Origin of the sequence: Streptomyces sp. NPDC005799, assembly GCF_040630525.1 — a bacterium.
GTDB lineage: Bacteria > Actinomycetota > Actinomycetes > Streptomycetales > Streptomycetaceae > Streptomyces > Streptomyces griseorubiginosus_B.
In genome coordinates this window covers 1-18565 of the sequence record NZ_JBEXXQ010000014.1, presented here as the reverse complement: position 1 = coordinate 18565, position 18565 = coordinate 1, and the positions used below count along the sequence as shown (strand labels likewise).

Annotated in this window: 22 protein-coding genes, 1 tRNA gene and 2 pseudogenes; 8 read left to right on the top strand and 17 right to left on the bottom strand. The window is 69.4% G+C overall.

Going from position 1 to position 18565, the window contains the following annotated elements; all coding sequences use genetic code 11:
- Nucleotides 1-136: 136 nt before the first annotated feature.
- Nucleotides 137-571 carry a phosphotransferase gene (locus tag ABZ453_RS15870; RefSeq protein WP_359015498.1) on the top strand — a complete coding sequence of 145 codons (435 nt, stop codon included), beginning with the start codon at nt 137-139 and terminating at the stop codon, nt 569-571.
- Between the two features lie 78 nt (nt 572-649).
- A tRNA-Arg gene (locus ABZ453_RS15865) sits at nt 650-725 on the top strand.
- Nucleotides 726-792: 67 nt separating this feature from the next.
- Here ABZ453_RS15865 and ABZ453_RS15860 read toward each other — a convergent pair.
- The 12 genes from ABZ453_RS15860 to ABZ453_RS15805 form a co-directional block, all read right to left on the bottom strand.
- Nucleotides 793-1941 carry a site-specific integrase gene (locus ABZ453_RS15860; protein WP_359015496.1) on the bottom strand — a complete coding sequence of 383 codons (1149 nt, stop codon included), beginning with the start codon at nt 1939-1941 and terminating at the stop codon, nt 793-795.
- Entirely contained in the window at nt 1941-2141 is a 201-nt protein-coding gene (locus ABZ453_RS15855) for a helix-turn-helix domain-containing protein (RefSeq protein ID WP_351581085.1), read from the bottom strand. Before ABZ453_RS15855 ends, ABZ453_RS15860 begins: the two co-directional genes overlap by 1 nt.
- A 185-nt stretch (nt 2142-2326) precedes the next feature.
- Nucleotides 2327-3472 (bottom strand): DUF3631 domain-containing protein, encoded by a 1146-nt coding sequence (locus ABZ453_RS15850; RefSeq protein WP_359015493.1) that lies wholly within the window; start codon nt 3470-3472, stop codon nt 2327-2329.
- A complete protein-coding gene (locus ABZ453_RS15845) occupies nt 3469-3888 on the bottom strand; it encodes a hypothetical protein (protein WP_359015491.1) in 420 nt (139 codons plus the stop codon). Before ABZ453_RS15845 ends, ABZ453_RS15850 begins: the two co-directional genes overlap by 4 nt.
- A complete protein-coding gene (locus ABZ453_RS15840; RefSeq protein ID WP_359015668.1) occupies nt 3885-4799 on the bottom strand; it encodes a bifunctional DNA primase/polymerase in 915 nt (304 codons plus the stop codon). Before ABZ453_RS15840 ends, ABZ453_RS15845 begins: the two co-directional genes overlap by 4 nt.
- Nucleotides 4800-4913: 114 nt before the next feature.
- The gene (locus ABZ453_RS15835; RefSeq protein ID WP_359015489.1) at nt 4914-6818 is read right to left on the bottom strand and encodes an FtsK/SpoIIIE domain-containing protein; all 1905 of its coding nucleotides are present in this window, start codon (nt 6816-6818) and stop codon (nt 4914-4916) included.
- A 366-nt stretch (nt 6819-7184) separates the two neighbouring features.
- Nucleotides 7185-7496: a hypothetical protein gene (locus tag ABZ453_RS15830; protein WP_359015488.1), complete on the bottom strand. Its 312-nt coding sequence runs from the start codon at nt 7494-7496 to the stop codon at nt 7185-7187.
- Between the two features lie 17 nt (nt 7497-7513).
- Nucleotides 7514-7855 (bottom strand): RRQRL motif-containing zinc-binding protein, encoded by a 342-nt coding sequence (locus tag ABZ453_RS15825; RefSeq protein ID WP_359015486.1) that lies wholly within the window; start codon nt 7853-7855, stop codon nt 7514-7516.
- Complete coding sequence (locus ABZ453_RS15820; protein WP_359015484.1) at nt 7852-8865, bottom strand: DUF2637 domain-containing protein; 1014 nt, start codon at nt 8863-8865, stop codon at nt 7852-7854. The genes ABZ453_RS15825 and ABZ453_RS15820 overlap by 4 nt, the downstream gene beginning before the upstream one ends.
- Nucleotides 8862-9158 (bottom strand): DUF6303 family protein, encoded by a 297-nt coding sequence (locus ABZ453_RS15815; protein ID WP_359015482.1) that lies wholly within the window; start codon nt 9156-9158, stop codon nt 8862-8864. Before ABZ453_RS15815 ends, ABZ453_RS15820 begins: the two co-directional genes overlap by 4 nt.
- Nucleotides 9155-9412: a DUF6284 family protein gene (locus tag ABZ453_RS15810; protein WP_359015480.1), complete on the bottom strand. Its 258-nt coding sequence runs from the start codon at nt 9410-9412 to the stop codon at nt 9155-9157. Before ABZ453_RS15810 ends, ABZ453_RS15815 begins: the two co-directional genes overlap by 4 nt.
- A 461-nt stretch (nt 9413-9873) precedes the next feature.
- Complete coding sequence (locus ABZ453_RS15805; protein ID WP_359015478.1) at nt 9874-10590, bottom strand: GntR family transcriptional regulator; 717 nt, start codon at nt 10588-10590, stop codon at nt 9874-9876.
- 56 nt (nt 10591-10646) lie between these two features.
- Here ABZ453_RS15805 and ABZ453_RS15800 point away from each other — a divergent pair, with 56 nt between their 5' ends.
- From ABZ453_RS15800 to ABZ453_RS15790, 3 genes and pseudogenes are all read left to right on the top strand, one after another.
- Nucleotides 10647-11456 (top strand): methyltransferase domain-containing protein, encoded by an 810-nt coding sequence (locus ABZ453_RS15800; protein WP_359015476.1) that lies wholly within the window; start codon nt 10647-10649, stop codon nt 11454-11456.
- A gap of 783 nt (nt 11457-12239) precedes the next feature.
- Nucleotides 12240-12458, top strand: a complete 219-nt coding sequence (locus ABZ453_RS15795) for a hypothetical protein (protein WP_359015474.1) — start codon at nt 12240-12242, stop codon at nt 12456-12458.
- Between the two features lie 2 nt (nt 12459-12460).
- A pseudogene (locus ABZ453_RS15790) lies at nt 12461-13154 on the top strand (transposase family protein).
- A 6-nt stretch (nt 13155-13160) separates the two neighbouring features.
- Here ABZ453_RS15790 and ABZ453_RS15785 read toward each other — a convergent pair.
- From ABZ453_RS15785 to ABZ453_RS15770, 4 genes are all read right to left on the bottom strand, one after another.
- Nucleotides 13161-14090, bottom strand: a complete 930-nt coding sequence (locus ABZ453_RS15785) for an NAD(P)-dependent alcohol dehydrogenase (RefSeq protein ID WP_359015472.1) — start codon at nt 14088-14090, stop codon at nt 13161-13163.
- Nucleotides 14091-14450: 360 nt separating this feature from the next.
- Nucleotides 14451-14819 (bottom strand): peroxiredoxin, encoded by a 369-nt coding sequence (locus tag ABZ453_RS15780; RefSeq protein WP_359015667.1) that lies wholly within the window; start codon nt 14817-14819, stop codon nt 14451-14453.
- A gap of 5 nt (nt 14820-14824) precedes the next feature.
- Nucleotides 14825-14965 carry a hypothetical protein gene (locus tag ABZ453_RS15775; protein WP_359015676.1) on the bottom strand — a complete coding sequence of 47 codons (141 nt, stop codon included), beginning with the start codon at nt 14963-14965 and terminating at the stop codon, nt 14825-14827.
- A 62-nt stretch (nt 14966-15027) separates the two neighbouring features.
- The gene (locus tag ABZ453_RS15770) at nt 15028-15960 is read right to left on the bottom strand and encodes an oxidoreductase (RefSeq protein ID WP_359015470.1); all 933 of its coding nucleotides are present in this window, start codon (nt 15958-15960) and stop codon (nt 15028-15030) included.
- Nucleotides 15961-16040: 80 nt separating this feature from the next.
- Between ABZ453_RS15770 and ABZ453_RS15765 the strand changes: the two genes are divergently transcribed.
- On the top strand, nt 16041-16664 hold the full coding sequence (locus tag ABZ453_RS15765) for a TetR family transcriptional regulator (protein WP_359015468.1): 624 nt from the start codon (nt 16041-16043) through the stop codon (nt 16662-16664).
- Between the two features lie 474 nt (nt 16665-17138).
- Here ABZ453_RS15765 and ABZ453_RS15760 read toward each other — a convergent pair.
- A pseudogene (locus tag ABZ453_RS15760) lies at nt 17139-17567 on the bottom strand (IS110 family transposase); the annotation flags it as partial.
- A 144-nt stretch (nt 17568-17711) separates the two neighbouring features.
- Here ABZ453_RS15760 and ABZ453_RS15755 point away from each other — a divergent pair.
- Complete coding sequence (locus ABZ453_RS15755) at nt 17712-18269, top strand: transposase (protein WP_359015466.1); 558 nt, start codon at nt 17712-17714, stop codon at nt 18267-18269.
- The coding region (locus ABZ453_RS15750) for a transposase (protein WP_359015464.1) at nt 18206-18565 on the top strand (360 nt) is incomplete at its 3' end. The genes ABZ453_RS15755 and ABZ453_RS15750, both read left to right, overlap by 64 nt.

Here is an 18565-nt window from a genome sequence, read left to right as displayed (position 1 = left end):
CCGTTGCGCGTTTTATTAAAACCCCCCCCCCTATGCGTGGGGGCCGCCCCGCCCAAAAACCCCCCCCACCCCCCCCCCCCCGGGCCGGCGCCTCGGGGCGGACATCGCCGCCAGGTCGTCGGGACTCTCCCGCTACGTGACCCCGGCCGACCGCACCGCCCTGGTGACCTCCCACCTCGACGTCCAGCCCCAGAACGTCCTGGTCGGCCGGGACGGCCCGGTCCTGATCGACTGGGACAACGCGGGACCGACGACACCGGCACGGGAACTGGCGTCGGTGGTGTTCGCCTGGTCGGGCAGGAACCGCCCGAACCCGGACGCGGCCCGGCACCTGGTCCGGGCGTACGTGGCGGCAGGGGGCCCCGGAACGATCCGCACCCCACACGCCTTCTCCATGCTCCTCGCGACCAGCCTGAACTACGTCCATGTCCAGGCGGAAGCAGCGGTGGACCAGACGAAGACACCGGACGAACGGGCGTTCGCGGACGATCAGGTACGTACCTCCCTCACCGCCCTCCCTGACCTCCCCACGCTCTCCCTCCTGATCAAGGAACTCGCCCCGGAGTGGTGACCAACGCTCCAACCGGCCCCACCACCAGCCGCTACACTGTCACCGGTGACCCGGCCACCGGCCGACCACCAGATCCCAGCCTTCGTAGCTCAGGGGATAGAGCACCGCTCTCCTAAAGCGGGTGTCGCAGGTTCGAATCCTGCCGGGGGCACCAGCCAAAACGGCCCGGACCGATCATGGTCCGGGCCGTTTTGACGGCACCATTTGACGGCAGTCGCGTCTCAGGCGCCCGGAAGACGGCGCTTGAGCAACCGGTCCATGTGGCTGATCGCCTCTCGCTGGGTGTCGTGCACGACGTGCGTGTAGACGTCCATCGTGATGCTGATCTGGCTGTGCCCGAGGATCTCCATGATGACGCGCGGCGCGACGCCGGCAGCCGTCAGCAGCGTGGCGCAGCCGTGCCGGGCATCGTGCAGCCGGACCACCCTCAGCTCCGCATCGGCGGCGACCCGCGTGAACGACCGATAGACGTTGCGCGGCTCCACCGGCCGGCCGTTCCGCGTGGCGAAGACGTAGCCCTTCTCGGACCACGCGGTTCCCGTGCGCGCGAACGCATCCCGCTGCCTGAGCCGGTGCCAGCGGAGCGGAGCGATGCACAGGGCGGGCATCGGCACCACGCGCTTGCGGCGGCTCTTGGGGTCGTCGTCGTACAGCGCGCCGCGCCGGCGCTGCGTCTGGTGGCGCACGTGCAACACCCGGTTGTCGAGGTCGATGTCCGACCAGCGCAGCCCCACCAACTCCCCGCGCCGCAGGCCCATGGCGATGGCCAGGACGAACGCGGCGTACAGCGGGTCTCGCCGCGCAGCTTCCAGGAACGTCAGCGTCTCGTCCAACGACCACGGTTGGATATCCCGCATCTTCACCCGGGGCGGTTCCACGAGGGCCGCGACGTTCCGTGTGATCAGTTCCTCCCGTACGGCCGCCGTGAGCGCGGTACGGAGCACGCGGTGCGCCTCCTTCGCAGTCGCGGCCGTGTTGGCACTCTGCATGCGGGTGGTGAAGCGCCGGACGTCGGCGACGCTCAGCGACTCCAGCCGCTTCGTACCCAGCAGAGGGATCAGGTACAGGCGCACATGCGTCTCGTACTTGTCGTACGTGCTCAGCTTGCGGCGCGGCTCGACGTAGTGCGCCAGCCAGTACGGCAGCCACTCGGAAAGCTTGGCGGAACGGGTGGGCGTCGGGATGCCCTGACGGGCGCGGCGCACGAGTTCCTGCCGCTTCTCGTCGCACTCTTCCCAGGTGTTGCCGTAGACCGTCTTACGGGCGCGCGTGCCATCCGGTTGAGGGACGTACACGCGGGCCTCGAAACGTCCGTCCTTGCGCTGCCAAATGCTGCCAGCGCCGTTGGGGTTCCTCTTTCGCTGAGCCATCAGGCTGCGTTCTCCTCAAGTCGGTTGTGCATGTAGTGGCGTACGGCGTCGACCGGGATGCGGCGTGCGCGGCCGGACGTGTAGCTCGGGAGCTGCTTGGAACGGATCAGGTCGTAGACCTTGCTGCGGCTGAGCTTCAGAGCGGTCATGACCTCCGGAACGGTCAGGGCTTGGGGATCGGTCGGGACGAGGGTGAGCACGTCGAAACCTCCGAGGGGGCGGGGCCTGCGTCGGCCCCCTTGTGGGAAGTCCGCTACTTCCGCTACCGCCGCTACCGCGCAGGTCAGGGGCCTGTTCGGGGTAGCGGGAAGGGGTAGCGGTAGCGGATGGGTAGCGGCGGGGTAGCGGCTCCGGATGTCGGTTGCCGCTACCCCGTTGTCGCTGGTCAGGCCACGTTTTCCGTGCCGGGTAGCGGAGGTAGCGGACTTTCCGGGGGTGGGGGGCAGTAGCGGGCCCACGCGTCGTGCAGATCGGCGGCGTAGTAGCCCTTGAGGACGCTCCCGGCGGTCTTGATGTTGCGGGAGGTGATCGGCTCGGTGTCGGCCGTCATGTACTCAGCGAGCATCTTCGACAGGCGCCGGTTGTCGAGCGGCTTGCCGTGCAGGTCAGCCCACGGAGCGTCATCCAGGGCGTTGAGCCGGTCGAGGATCGCGACCGTGGGCAGGCGGTCGATGCCGACCATGACGTGGTCGCGCAGGTCGGTCAGCAGCCGCACCCCGAGGCTGCCTTTGTCGTTGGCCTTGGACGCGGTGACCAGGACAACGCAGGCTTCACGGGCCCGGTCGGGCCAGTCCCCGCCGGCTGCGTCCGCGATCGCCAGCAGCGGTTCCCACACGTCGGCGGGCCGGTCGGTGACGCCCTCGGGCATGGCCGGCCACACGTTCATGACCCGCTCGCTGACCTGCTCTGCCCAGGTGGCGAGCCGGTCGCGCAGGGCGAACCCTTCCTTCTCGTGGATGCGGGTGCGGTAGGGCTCGATCTTCTCGTTGCGGGCCCTGCGGCGCATGCGGATGTTGACGGAGCGGTCCCGGATCGTGTCGGGCAGGTAGCCAAGCCCGGCCACGGCGACGGCGGCGTAGGAGTGGAAAGCCTGCACGGTCTGGTTGGCGCCGTCTCCCACGCAGCGGAACATCGGCCGATTGCGGCGGTGTCCTGCGTTGATGAATCCCCGGAGCTGCTCGTTCTCCCCGGCCTTGGGGCCGAAGATGGTGTCGATCTCGTCGAAGAGGATCGTGGGCCGCTTGCCGTCGACGCCGGCCACCGCACGGAAGAGCGCGGCGGCGGAGGCATCGACAGCGGCCATCGGGTTGGGCACGAGCGTTTCCACGATCTCCAACGCACGGGACTTCCCGGACCCCGGCTCGGGGGACAGGAACGCGAGACGCGGGGTGGACTCGAAGCAGTCGAGCAGGTGCGCGTGAGCGTCCCACAGGACCACGGCCACGTAGGCGGCCTCGTGCGGGAAGACGTTGAAGCGACGGTGGAAGGCTTCCACCTCGTTGAGCAGCGCGGCGCCGTCGATGGCGGTCATGCGGCGTGCCTCCCTTCACACGGCGGGGCGAGCGCCCCGGTGCAGGCGGAGCGGTGGGCGTCGTACTCGGTGACCAGCGCGGCGATGGCCACCGGGCCGGTAGCGGTGCCGGTCAGCCCGCAGCAGCAGGCGTAGGCGGCGGTGGGCAGTGCGCCGGGGCGCGTCGACCAGCGGGCGCCGTCGTAGTGGTGCCGGTAGACCGGCGGGGCGAAGATCCGGATACCGGGCGCCTCCGGGGTCGGGTCAGCTCCCGGCCGGACCTGGGACCGGTTCGGGAGAAGGGCAGTTACGACGCCCTGACGGGCGGCGCCTGTCAGCCCGCCCACAGCCGCCGTATCCACAGGCTGTGGGGCGGCGTGCGGTCCGGCGGCGGGGGCGGTGGGGCAGTCCAGGCGGGGGGAGTTGGGGCCGGTCATGAGGCTGCCTGCCGTGGCGTGGCATGAGCGATGACCCAGTCCATGGCGCTGCGGATGGTCGTGCGGCACTCGGCCGGCGGGAGTCCGGTAGCCTCCCCCGCCGCCTGGATTGCCTGCTCTGCCACGTGCCGGGGGAGGTGGCCCCACGCGACGAACCGGGCCACCTTGCAGGCGCTCTTGTGGAGCGTGTTGTTGCGGCCGTTCGGCCCGCCCTCGGCCGCCGCTTGGATGACGGCGCATTCGCGTTCGAGAGCGGTGTTCGCCGCGCGCGTCCCGTCCCGCACGGGCGCCAGTTCCACGTGTGCGGGCTTGGGCGGCGCAGCGAGCAGGGAAGCCAGCCACGCGGGCAGCGGGGCCACCGGAGCATCGTCGGTGACCTCGTATGTGCCGTCGGGGGTAGTGCTGCCCGGGGCGACGACGTATCCGCCCCACGCGCGGGTGTCGATGTGCTTGCCGAGCCGGTCCGCGCTGTTCTTCAGCCGCACGCCGGGCGGGGCGGTGAAGTACAGGTGCTCCCCACCGCGCGCGGTCCGCACCCGGTAGGTGCGAGGGACGGTCTGTCCGGTGCGCTCGCAGAGCGCCGCAAGGGAAGTTGCGCCGTCAGGCGCTCCTTTTGGCTCTTCGGGCTTGAGCACGTCCAGGTCGATGACGAGCAGTCCGGCCGGTCCGGTTGCGATCCCGACGTTGTAGGGGCGGGCGCCCCATGTGGCGTGGATCAGCTCGGGGTTGGTCGTTGCGCGCTGTTCGGGCTTGCGGTGCCCGTTGGCGCAGCGTCCGGTGCGCGGGCATGCGCGCTCGGGGTGTCCGGCCGGCCGCTTGGCCCACGGGTGCAGGGGGATGACGGGCCAGTTGCGCTCAGCAGCGCTCAATGCGGAAGCGAGTAAGAGCGAGCAGGCCGGATTGCTCGTCATGGTGGTGCCGGGTTGGGGCATGCTGGATGTCTCCAGTTCGATTGCGTGGGCTGGATTGGCGGCGGCCCCGATTCATTGGCGTGAGGGGGCCGCCGTTGTCGTGCGCGGGAGTGGTCAGGCCGCTTCCTGGCCGGGCAGGAGCATGCCGTCGTCGCTCTTGACCAGGGCGCCCGTACCGGTGAGGGTCTTGATCTCGCGGGACACGGTGCCCTTGTTGATTCCGGTCCGGTCGGTGATGTCCCGCAGGGTCCGCGCCCCGTCCTGCACGGCCCGCAGCACCCGGTCCCGGTTCGACTCCGACGCGGTCGCGGGCACCGTTGCGCCGGTCGGATCGGCCGACTCCTTGACCAGCCGGAGGGTGCTTCCGGTCGGTGCGGAGGTGGTGCGTTGCCATATGGGCCGGTCGGGCAGGGCGATGACGTCCGCCGGGGAGAACGCGCGGGTGCTGATCGGATGCGGCTTGGCCTTCGGTCCCGAGCGCAGCATGGCCACGCCGGGCATGGGCAGTTCGTGCGCGTGCCAGCCCTTCTCCGTGGCGTCCTCACCGAACACGACTCGGGACTCACCGGACGTGCTGAGCGCGAGGGCGGCCCGGTAGGTGATCTGCGCGCTGATCTGCGGGTCGATACCGCCGTTGCGGTCCATGGTCGGCTTCTGCGTCGCCCAGATCAGGATGATCTCGGCCGCGCGCGCCATGCGGGCCAGGGTCCGCAGGTTCTCCATGATCCGGCCCCAGTCCGGATCCCCCGCATCGTCCTTCGTAGGCTTGGCCCGGGTGGCGGCGGACATGGAGATGACCTCCGCGCCCTCGTCCACGAACACGGTGATCCGGGGCCGCTCAGCACTGATGGCGATGACGTCCTGGCCGCGCGGGATGAGCGCCAGCCGCTCGTGCATCTCCGCCACCAAATCGTCGGTCACCTCCAGCACCTCATCCGGGGTGATGGCGGTGCGGGCGCGGTGCTGCCAATTCATGGCCTCCACCCGCTTGGGATCGATGACCACCAGCCGGTGATCCGCCGCCTCCGAGCCCTCCGCGAGCAGGGCCCGAGTCGACCACGACTTGCCCGACCCAGACGTGCCCGCGACCAGCATCCGCCGCCCGAGCGGGACCATGACCGGCTCACCCGTGACGGTGTCGACGCCCCACGGGGCGCCGGGCGTCCAGCCGGTCAGGTCGATGCCATCGGCCGCACTGCGGGTCCGCAGCGTGATCGTGGCCCGGTCCCCGTGGCTGCCCGAGGTGATCTCCATGCGCAGGTCGGTGCGCGCCCCGAGCAGGGCCCGGATCTCATCCGCCTTCGCACGGAACGTCTTCGGCGTCCACCGGCCATCCAGGCGCACGTGCGAGACCAGACCGGCCGGGGTCAGCTTGGCCGGCGTCGGCACCGTGCCCGACAAGCCGCGGGCATCCGCGTTGGTCACCCAGAACGACGGGTCCAGCCGCGAAGCCAGGCGCCGCTCCTCCGCCGTCATCCCGTCATCCAGGCGCACCGACGGCTGACGGCGCCCCAGCCACAACCCGGCGACGTTCAACCCGATGAGCCCGGCGGAGACGGACGCCGGCCACACGGTGAGCGCGTGCGTGGCCTCCGTCATCAGCCACGACGCCAGCCCGCTCGGCACCGTGTGCGCCGCGTGCGTCTGCACCGCGCGGGCCGCGAGGGTGGCCGGGTAGTTCTTCCGCGCCGCCTTGAGCACCGCACGGGCTTGGCTGTGGTGCTGCCGGGCGGCCTTGTCCGCGGTGCGCGCGGCCCGACGGGTCGCCGACAGCGGATTGTTGGACGCCTTGCGGGCCGCGCTGCGCTGATTGCGGGCCATCGCCGCCGTGGAACGGGCGGAGTTGTGCTCCCGCTGCGCCGCCATCAGCGCCTTGAGGTTCTCCGGCGTCCGCAGTTGCGTCCGGCGTTCGGCCTCGCGGTCCCAGCGGGCCGCGAACGGGGCGTACATCGGCGCGAGCGCGTCCAGCGCGGTGTTGGTCGTTGTGGTGGTGGTCGACCATGCTTGCTTCCAGTCCACGAAAGGGTCCCTTCAAGACCGTGGATGAGGGCCGGTGCGCCGTTGCGTGGCGTCACCGGCCCGTCCGATTTGGGATGGTTGGTGCTGCCGGTTGCGTCGACAACGCCAGTTGAGCCCCCGCAACCGCTTCTGACCTGTGAAGTTGCGGGGTTGCGCCGTTCCGGGGAGAGGGGCCCTACGCGCACGCGCGCGTAGAGGGCCCGAAAACGCGGTCACAGAGCGTCTCTGTGAGGCCGTGGACGGCCGTTCGCGGTCCCGGGGGTCTCAACCCACACGGGAGGGGGATCGGACGCTCTACGGGCCTCCTACGGCCTCACCCCTCTCGGGGATGGAAGGCCGTAGGCGAGAACTCTGGTGCCTCGCTGGTCACTTGCTCTTGGACCGGGCGAGTTTGATGGTGACGCCGCCCGCGCTGACGGGCCCGGCGGCGCCGGCGATGACGGTCGCGGTGTGGGAAGCGACGTCCATGAGCCAGCACAGAGCGGCGACCACACCCCAGGTACCGAGCGCGGCGGCGCCAGCGATGGCGAACGGCAGCAGCAGACGCTGCCAGGGGAAGGACGCGGCGCTGTTGTCCTCGATGACGAAGACGACCGGTTGACCGGTGGCTTCGGCGCGACGGTAGACGTCAGCGGGAATGTGCGGGGCGATGATCCCCGGCGGGTCACGGTGGGCCATCAGGGCTCTCCCTCGGGTCAGTTGGAGTCGGCGCAGGGCACGCACGCACCGAGTGCGGCGGGGATGACGTATCCGGCATCACGCCGGCACGCGGGGCAGATCCGCCGGGCGCGGTTGGCCCGGGCGAGCGCGGCCCACCGGCCGGGCGTCATCGGCCGGACGGGCTTCGCGCAGTCGATGCGGTAGAGGTAGGCGACCAGCGGGCCCCGCCGGCGGCGCGGGCGCCGGAGTTCGGCGGCCACGTCCTGACCACCCGGGCGCAGCCCCATCGCACGAAGCTGCCGACGGGTCGCCAACCCGTCAGGGGCGAGCCGCCACCGGTACACAGGCAAAGACCCACTCGCCGGAGTGGCGGTCATCCGTGACTCGTTCCGGCGAGGTCAACGGGAACGCCGTTGACGCTCCCGCGCAGTTCGGCGTAGCGGGTCGAGACCCAGCCGACCGACCAGCCGCACAGCTCGGCAGCCTGACGCACCGACAGGCCCTCGGCATGGGCGGCGGCCACGATGGCGCGCGCGTCGTCCTCCGGGAGCTTGTCCGCGACCGGGCCGCCGGACAGCAGCGCGGCGCGTTCACGCGCGGCCCGCTCCTCCCGCTCCGCCCGTTCACGGCGCTCTTGCTCCACGCGCTCCCGCCGCTCGCGTTCGGCGCGTTCGGCGGCCTGGCGTTCACGGCGTTCACGCTCCACCCGGAGCTGTTCACGCTCGCGCTCCTGGCGTTCACGCTCCTCACGCTCGGCACGCTCGCGGGCCTGCTCGCGCTCGCGTTCCTCGCGCCGTACAGCGGCCTCCCGCTCGGCCTGTTCACGAGCCATGCGGGCCTCGTGCTCACGCTGTTCACGCGCCAGCGCCGCCGCGTGCTCGCGCTCCTCACGGGCCCGCCGCGCGGCCTCCTCGCGCCGCTCGATCGCGGCCCGCTCACGGGCCTCCCGCTCCGCTTGCTGCTTGACCTCCAGCGCCAGCACAGCGGCGGTGATCGCGCGCCGGTAGGCAAGCCCAGTCTCCGCCGTGACGATCAGCAGCAGCGGCGCCACCGCGTGCACAGCCACGCCCACCAGGTCGTTCTTCAAGGCGGAGTCGGCGACGTTGAGGGCGAGCGTCATGCAGCCGGTCATCCACCGCAACGCGACCGGCCACTTACCGCCGTGACCCCCGAGCCGGGCGAGGACCGCGTCCAGCCGCACGACGATGACCACCGCCGCATCGACTACGAGGGGCAGAATGGGGGCCGTCCAAGCCCACCGATCGGGCGTGTGCGCGGCGGCCAGCGGGGTCACCGTGAGGATCGAATAGAGCATCGCGCCCGCCACGATCAGCCACGTGCCGACGCTCAGCGCCTTCTCCGCTGAACGGACATGAACGGCGTTCACGTGATCACCTCCGCCCGTGAACGGACCCGGATCGCGGCGATCAGCACGACCGGGGAAGCAGGGTCGTCGGGCGTTTCGCTGTCCTCGGTCCACGTCCACTCAGCGCCCGCAACCGGCTCGAAGCCGAGCGCGTTGAGCGCGTTCGTACGGTCCGTGAACGTCGGCACCGAACGCCCGAACCGGTACTCCGGCCAGGCTTCGGTGGTGTTCAGCAGCACCACGTACAGGCGCCAGCGGCCGGCACGCACGGACATCTGCGCGGTGAACTCCCGCGCCGTCTCACATCCGTTCACGCCGCGCCGCCCCGGTGCGCGTCCGTCGCCTGCTGCGCCAGCACGGCCAGCAGCCGACGACGGGCCCGGCGGATACGCCGGACGTCCAGCTCCGTCGGGGTGCGGTCGATGGTGATGATCTGCGCGTCCAACAGATCGACGTCCGCGAGGATCGCGGGCATCTCCCGGTCGATGGCGTCCAGCTCAGCGTTCGTCGGCTCCATGAAGTCGGCGAACGCGGTAACAGCGTCCTGAACAGTGACGATGTGTTCCATTGGGTCTTGTTCCTCTCAGACAGGAACGGCCCGAACAGTGGCCCCGGTGTTCCAGCACCGGGGCCACGCGCCGTTGAAGTCGGTAGATCCGGCTCCCCTCAGCGCTGCTCGTACGAGACGAGCAGCGGAGGCAACCGGCCGCAGCGAACGCCGCGAGGGTCGATGCGCGACCTAGCCGCGCGGTCCGTCTTTTCGACTCGGGGAGACGGGGCCCACCTATGCAGTTCTCAAGCGACCACCAGCGCGGGGCCCCAACTGCACGAGCCATCCCGATCCGGAACCGCTCCTCACAGAGGAGGAACGGCGTCACACATACAGACTGGACCGGTGGACCGGTCCAGTCAAGCGATGAAAACGGAGTTGGGCGACCACAGTCGGGGTTTCTGCAGCTCAGAGGCTATGACGATGCATCAAAAAAAGCTGGACCGGCGGACCGGTCCAGCTCGATTCAGGCGAGTTGCCTACATGGCGTAGGTGTCGACCTGCTCGAAAAGCGAGGACGGCGTGACGCCTTCCTCGCAGACCAACGGACGGCCGTCCCCGTCGTATGCCGTGTGGAGTAGCACGGCGACCGCAGTGCCCGGCGCTACCTGCAAGCGGTCAGCCTCCGTGTCCGTAGCGAGGCGGACTGTGGTGATGTCCACTCCCTCGACTGGGTACCGGCCGGTCTGCCGACGCACGTAGCGGGTCGTGCCCTCGGCGATGGGAGCGGTGTCGGCGAGGCGAGGTGATGCCTCCGCGATCTCCGGGGGGAACCACGCCTCCACGCAGCTATTCGGGGTTCCATCCGGGAGTTGCAGGACGCGGATGCGTCGCAGTGCCTGCACTCCGGAGGAGATCCCAAGCGCATTGGCGACGCGGGTAGGAGGTTCCGCCCAGTCGGGCGTACCGATCCGCAAGAACGGCATTCCGCCCAAGATGCGAGCCGACCCGGCTCGGCGAGCGCCGGCGGGGCGGGCAACGGGTGTTTCTGTGACGACGAAACCGGTGCCCTGCTTGGCCACCACCACGCCATCGTTGCGGAGCACGTCCACGGCCTTGATGGCGGTGGCCCGTGACACGCCCCACTGCTCGGCCAGATCACGGCCGGATGGGATGGTGGCACCGGGGGCGTACTCACCAGCGGCGATGCGGGCGCGCAGAGACTCGGCGATCTCTTCGTACTTCAGAACGGCCATGGCTTCCCCTACTCCGCACACTGGACTGGTCCACCGGTACACAGGATACTTCGACCATGTCGAATCTCGAATTGGCTCCCTCCGTGATGCGGTTCTACGGCGAGACAGTGAACGAGGACAGCCGCCTGCGCAGGTCGGCAGACGGACGTATGGAGTTGTTGAGGACTCAAGAACTCCTCCGACGCTTCTTGCCTCCCGCGCCGGCGCGCGTGCTCGACGTGGGAGGGGGGACCGGGATTCATGCTGAATGGCTGGTGAAGGACGGCTACGACGTCACGCTCGTGGACCCCGTGCCCCGTCATGTCGAGATCGCGGCGGCCGTGTGCCCGGCGATCGTGGGTGACGCTCGCGATCTGCGCGAGCCGGACGACAGTTTCGACGTTGTACAGCTCCTCGGGCCGCTGTACCACCTTCCCGACCCTGACGATCGGCGCAGGGCACTGGCGGAAGCCTGCCGCGTGGTGAAGCCGGGCGGACTGGTCGCTGCGGCTGCAATCAACCGTTACGCGTCGCTCTTTGAGCACGTCACGTACGCCCACCTGCACACCGAACGGATTCGTGACTCCGTTGCCACGATTCTTGAGACGGCCGTCTATGACGGTGTCCGAGGCTTCACCTTGTCCTACTTCCACCGGGCTGAAGAGCTTGTGGCGGAGTTGACGACCTCCGGATTTACGGATGTGCAGGTCTTCGGGATCGAGGGGCCCGCGTGGTCGCTCGTGAAGACTGCCGAGCAGCAGCCGGGCGAGGGGCCCACGGACGAGCTGATCACCTCCGCCATGGAGGCGGCGCGCATGGCAGAGCCGTACCCGGAATTGCTTGCTGCCAGTTCACACCTACTGGCCGTGGGCAGGGCTCCCGCTTAGGCGCTGATCGGTGACGTACCCCCCGTTGAAGCAGGCGAGGGGAAGCAGTCGAGTGACGGCAGTCTTTGACGGCAACACCAGTGCACGTTGCCGTACTGGGAGGACCGACCGCACCCCGTTCACAGGAGACGAACAAGCCTCACCGCTGACCAGCAGAACGGCCGGATGATCTCCTAAAGCGGGTGTCGCAGGTTCGAATCCTGCCGGGGGCACAACAAAATGCTAGATAATTGGACATAGCACCCGTCGGCGAGGATCACAGACGGGTGCTTTTGTCCTAGATGGGAACCTGATGGGAACGGCACGATGGGTAACGAGTAGTAACCCTTCGTCGATTACCTCATGGTTGCCTTTCGTGGCTTCATCATGATCTAGGGGTAATTGCCAGCCCCGGCGAACTACTCTCTGGGCGACGCCCAGCGGAGCGGAAGCACCTGGCTCGCGCATCTGGAGAATCCACCGGCGAAAGCGGCGCTCACCGCTTCGACCACCCTGGCGCACACCCGCCCGGCGTCCCGCGCCTCGGGTCCATACTGCGTGCGCACGAAGCACCCGCCGCGCTTCCTGGTGTACCGACCTCGGGGGTTGCAGGTCGCGCCGAGATCCCGCCAGCGGGCGCCGTCGACCACTCCGACCGCGAGGTGCGGTCCGGCCAACTCCTGTCCCAGGAAAAGGAGATGGGTGTAGCTCTCCTCGGGGGACGGTTTGAGCTGGGAGAATGCCTTTGCGGGTGATGGTGGCGTGGTCGGGTCTCTACCGTGTTGGGTGGAGGAGGCGACGCTGATGGGGTCGTTGATCGAGGAGTTGGAGGCGCGGGAGGCGGCGGCCCGTGCCCGGGTGGAGGCCCTGGAGGCCGAGACCGTGGAGTTGACCGCGCGTCTTGAGGGTGAGCGGGAGGCGTGGTCGCGGTTGCGGATCACGCGGGAGACGGTGGCCGAGGTGATCGCGGATCTGGCTGGAACCGGGCACTCGACCTGCCGCACGCACTCGTGGAGTGGGTGACGATGCTGATCGTCACCCGTGAGGGTGACCGACGCTGCAAACTGGGGCCGTCCGAGCGTGCGGTGATCGCTCTCGCGTACCTGCGCCGGCACGATCCCCTGGCTCAACTCGCCGCGGGCTTCCGTATCTCCGTCGGCACCGCCCACGCGTACGGCACCACCGTCGTCGAGCACCTGGCCGACAAGGCGCCGGGGCTGCTGAAGGTCCTGCGCGAGACAGACCCCGACTATGTTCTTGTGGACAGGCACACTCGCCGAGTGCGACCGGGTCGGCGACGGGCGCGCGGACTACTCGACGAAGCACAAGCGGCACGGTGTGAACGTGTAGGTCATGACGGATCCGGCCGGTCGCACGCTGTGGCTCTCACCTGCCCTGCCCGGCCGAACGCACGACCTGACCGCCGCCCGCACCCACAAGATCATCCAGATCTGCGAGCGCCAGGGCGTCCCCGTCCTCGCCGACATGGCCTACATCGGCGCGGGCGAGTGGGTCACCACCCCCAAACGCCGGCCGCCCCAGGGCGAACTCACCCCGACCGAGCAGACGGCCAACCGGGCTCTGTCCGCGGCCCGTGTGCCCGTCGAACGCGGAATCGCCCACCTGAAATCCTGGCGAATCTTCCGCAGAGCCCGATGCAGCCCCAACCGCATGACGTCAATCATCAAGGCCGTCCTCACCCTGGAGCGGCACCGCTGAAAACCCTCACTGAGTTGGGTCGACAACGCGCTTGCCTCGGGCGTGGCCGGTCTCGACCGCGCGGTGGGCGTCCTGGACGGCGCTCAGCGGGTAGACCTGCTCGACCACCGGGCGCAGTTCGACGCGGTCCACATATCCGACCAGGGTCTCCAGGTCGTCGCGCCGCATCTTCTCGGACATGAAACGCATCCGGGGTCCGGGGAGCAGTACGGAGAGCAGGGCGAACGGCAGGCCCTTCATGGTCATGGTGACGGCGCGACCTCCCCTGCGCACCATCCGGTGGTACTGACGCGCGGAGCCTCCGTGACAGTCCACGAGCGCGTCGAACTCCCCTTTCAGGGCGCCGGGCTTGATCGAGTCGTAGTCGAGGACCTGGTCGGCTCCGAGCTCACGGCAGAAGTCTGCATTGCGGGCACTCGCGACGGCCGTGACGCTCGCGCCCATGGCCTTGCCGAGCTGGACGGCGGTGCTGCCGACTCCGCCGCTGGCGCCGACCACCAGAAGCCGCTGGCCGCTCTGCAACCGCAGCCCGTCCCGCAGGACCTGCAGAGCGGCGAGGCCGACGGCCGGCAGCGCTGCCGCCAAGACGAAGTCGATGGTGGTGGGCGCCGCCGCCACCTGCTCCGGTCTCGCGACGAGGTACTCGGCAACGGCACCGGTCCTGCGCATGCGGACGCCCAGGAAGCCCCATACCCGCTGCCCGGGTTCCAGACCGTCGACGTCCGGGCCGAGCGCGGCCACCTCTCCCGCGTAGTCCACGCCGGTCCCGCGGGGGAAGGACCCCAGCCGGAGCCGTCGCAGCTGGGTGTCGATGGGATTGACGCTGGCCGCGTGCACCTTCACGAGTACCTGTCCGCGCGCCGGAGTCGGCACAGGGACATCGCGGATCTGCAGCACTTCCGGCCCACCGGAGCGGTTGATCTGAGCTGCTCTCATCGTGCCATTCGGCATGGTCATGCTCCTGTCTGAATTGTCGAACGCGGGGTCGGCCACTGGCCAGGAGCGCGTCGCGGACGCCTCTTGCGGCTGCGGCCTTCTGCGGGGGGTGCGGCCAGCAGGGAGGCGGACCGGGCTTCGCGGCTTCACCACTGACGAAGTCGGGCAGCGGCACCTCGGGTAGCTGGCCTTCGCCGATGGAGGCAGGACGGCGGGGTTGTCGTCAGGGGAAACGGGTTGGGACGGAACCAGCTGTGGGGGCCTAAGCGGGGATCGTCATAACGGTGCAGTCGACACCTTGATCGCGCCACCTGTTCTGTGGCACGGCGGTCCACCGGCCTGAGGTGGATCGCGGCGGCGTCAGACCGAGTCCTCGGTCTGGATGTTGCGGACCACGTCGAGCGCATCGTTGACGTGTTGGTCCGTGTTGGTCAGTGAGTTGAAGACATGCAGGACCATCCCCTGACGGTCGATGACGTAGGTGACCCGGCCCGGGATGATGCCCAACACGCTAGGCACGCCGAAGTCCTTGCGTACCTGCCCCTTCTCATCGCTCAGCAGTGTGAAGGGCAGGTTGTGCCGGGCGGCGAAGGCCGCGTGCTTGTCCACCGAGTCGGAACTCACGCCGATGACCTCGGCTCCGGCGTCGGTGAAGGCCTCGTGGCTGTCCCGGAAAGCACACGCCTCTGCCGTGCAGCCGCGGGTTTCGTCCTTGGGATAGAAGTACAGAACGACTACCCCGTCGCCGAGCCGGTCGTACAGCCGGGCCGGTGCACCGGAACCACGCCTTCGCCGTCGCGCGCCTGCGCCAGTTCCTCGACCGGGTCGAAGCCGTTGCGCCGCATCTGCAGCGGCAACTCCGGCGTTTCCGTCATCGTCTGTCCACTCTCCTGGTTGTTGTCCTGGTTGTTGTGGAGCACTCTGTGTCGGCGCCACGTCAGACCGACAAGGCGGCCGCATAGGACACGCCGGTCAGGTCCTCCGAGAGCTGCCACAGTCGCCGCGCGGTCTCCGGGTCCTCGGCCGCGGGGTCGGGATGGAGCGTCGTGGGATGTCCCCGCAGGTGCCGGAAGCCGTCGGGACCGAAGAGCTGTCCACCCTCGACAGTGGGCGCGGTCGCCGCGTACAACGTGGCCAGGGCGCCCGACGCGGCGTCCTGGGCGACCAGTGCGCGGCCGAGTGTGACGAAGGTCCGCAGGAGGCCGGTCGGGCCACTGGTCATCAGGTTTGTGGCCGAGAAGCCGGGTTGGGCCAGCAGGCTGCGCACCGGGCTGCCCGCCGCGCGCAGGCGACGGTCGAACTCCAGGGCGAACACGACCTTGGCGAACTTGGACTGCCGGTAGAACTGCATCGGCGCGTACGAGGTGGCGCCGGTCAGGTCGTCGAAGGGGATCCGGGCGCCGTGGTGCAGGGCCGAGGTGACGGTCACCACCCGCGGATCGCGGCCGGCGTGCAGCAGGTCCAGCAGGAGGCCGGTGAGGGCGAAGTGGCCCAGATGGTTGCTGGCGAACTGCACCTCCTGCCCGTGCCGGTTCAGCGTGCGGGGCGGCGCCATCACGCCGGCGTTGTTGACCAGGACGTCCACGCCGGTCCCGCGGTCATGCATCCCGGCGGCGAACGCCCTGACGGAGTCCAGGTCGGCCAGGTCCAGACGCCGTACTTCCAGGCGCGCACCGGGCTGGACATCGCCGATCTCCGCGGCGGCTCGACGCCCCTTGTCCTCGTCGCGCACGGCCAGTACGACGTGCGCCCCGTGCCGGGCGAGCTCTCGGGCGGTGGCCAGACCGAGGCCGCTGTTGGCGCCGGTCACAACGGCCGTCCGGCCGTTCAGGTCAGGGATTCTGTCAGCGGTCCACTTGTTGTCTACCATGGTTCCCAGACTGCCATTAATGACTCAGTGTGTCAAACTTTTCCTGGTGAGACTGAACTAGCGCGATGTAACATAGGGTGGTGGATACGACCAGAACTCCCGCGGTCAACCTGGCCGAGCGCAAGCGTCAGCTCGTACGCGACGAACTGACCCAAGCCGCCGTCCATCTGTTGGCCAACAAGGGATTCAACGAGATGACGGTCGACCAGATCGCGGCCGCCGTGGGAATGTCACGCCGCACGTTCTCCCGCTACTTCGAGTCCAAGGAAGACGTCATCGTGCACATGCTGGCGGGAGCCGGCACCCAGCTGTGCGCGGAACTGCGCGACCGGCCCGCCGACGAGTCACCCGCGGTGGCATTGCGACACGCGCTGTCGGTGTTCACCGCGATGATGGCCGGTGATCCGGTGAGGACACGGAGCCTGACCAGCCTGGTCCTCGACACCCCGGCCCTGCTGGCCCGCTTCCTGGAGCGGCAGACGCACTGGCAGGACGAGATGACGACGATCCTGGCCGAACGCACCGGCCTCGCCCCGGAGGCCGACCTGTGGCCGAGGCTCGCCGCCGGTGTCGCACTCACCGCGTTCAACACGTCGCTGCGTCGCTGGTCAGAGAGCGGCGGCACCGTCGATATGGACGAACTGGTCGACGAGGCTTTCACGGCCGTCGCGCCGACTCTCGACCTCGCCATCGGCGCGAACTGACTCCCGAACCCGGCTGCTGCCGACGGTGCGCGGTGCGGGCCGCCCGCGGCGCCCCGCACCGCGCATCGCCTCAGCGGCAGGTCGCCGGATGTCGTACGGGTGCTCTGCGCCCTCGCGCTTGGTGCAGATGTCCCCGTAGTGCTCGGCGATAGTGTCGGCCTGGGGTTCCGGGCCACCGGAGCCGGTCCAGGTGAAGATCGGCACGTGCGCCGCGTACCCGCCCGTGCCGGCGAGCACCTGGTTGAGCTTGAGCACGCAGGCCCGCAGGGCGGCCGTGGCAACGGCGATACTGCCGCACTCCGGCGTCCCGGTGAGCGGGTCCACCGATGACCCGCCGGGGGTGAACAGGAGGGTGCCGGCGTCGCGTGTGGTGCGCAGGCTCATCTCCTGGTCGCGCAGATGGAGGGCCATGGCGAGCATGTCGGCGTCGGTGACCCCGGCGCCGCCGATGGTCTTGCCGCGCTTCCGCGCGGACTCGCCACCGGGGGCGGCGATGAACTCGGCGCCGAGGAGGGTGCCCATGCCGGGCAGGCTCCGGATCACCGTTGCGTGTCGGTGCTCGTTGAACCGGCTCTCGATGAGCGCGTCGAGTTCGGCGATCTCCTCGTCGAGGGCCAGCACGCCCATGGCTATGCGGGCGACCATGGCGGCCGCGAGGGTCTCTCCCGGCAGTGCGGTGTGCTGGGCCCTGGCTACCTCGACGGCTGTTTCGGCGAGCGCGGCGGCGTTCTTCACCTTGCGGTTCTTCAGCCAGGTTCCGATCCGCCTGGCCCCGCTGCGGCGGATCGCGGCCGGCACCTGGTAGCCGGTCAGCAGGACGACCGGGCCCTTCTTGCTCAGGTTCACCACGCGCTCCAACGCTGGGAAGAACTCCAGCAGTTGAGCCCGCAGCCGGTTGGTCTGAGACGCCATCCGCTTACCGCTCGGCAGGCTTGATCAGTCGAACACGGTTCCTGTTCGGGTGACCTCTCGGCGGTCGGGGCATAACGGCAGGGCCTCCTGGTAGCTCGGGGTTGCGACCCCAACCGAGCAGCACCAGGAGGCCCTGTGTCGCAGTCTTTCGTGCTCGCGTCTGTGGAGTCCAACGCGCCGTCTCCGGCGTGTGACTGTCTCGCGCACAGGTTCGGCAACGCGGCGGACGGGCCGGACCGCGTGCGGTGTTACGGCTCCGACCTGACGGAGGCGGAGTGGCAGATCATCCGGCCCCTGCTGCCAGTCCCCGCGTGGCTTCAGGGGCGGGGCGGGCGGCCGGAGGGTTATTGCCACCGCGTGATGTTGGACGCGGTCCGCTATGTAGTCGACAACGGCGTGAAGTGGGTCAACCTGCCCTGTGACTTCCCGCCGTATCGGAGGGTGCATGCGTTCGCCCGCCGCTGGCAGGTGACGGGCTTGCTTGCCGAGCTCCACGACCGGTTGCGCGACAAGGTGCGCCAGAAGGAAGGCCGTTCGCCGGACCCGACAGCCGCCATCGTGGACTCGCAGTCACTGCGGGCAGCGGCGAACATTCCGCGCTCGACGTCCGGGGGGACGGCGGGAAGAAGGTGGGCGGGCGCAAGCGGCACCTGGTGGTGGACTGCCTCGGCCTGGTCCTGGCCGTCGTGGTGAGTGCGGCGAGCGTGCAGGACCGCGACGCCGCACTGCCCTTGCTGGAGCGGCTGCGCAACATGTACTTCTCCATCCGCCTCGTCTGGGCGGACGGTGGCTATGCGGGTCGGCTCGTCGACTGGGCGGCCGAGAAGCTCCAGCTCACCCTTGAGATCGTCAAACGTCCCGACGACCAGAAGGGGTTCGTGGTGCTGCCCAAGCTTCTGTGGAATCTGATTTGTCAAGTAGCTCAGTCTTTGCCCTGGTTGACGGCAACGATCGGCAGGAGCGTCGCCGTCGCCGGAACGCCGATCTCG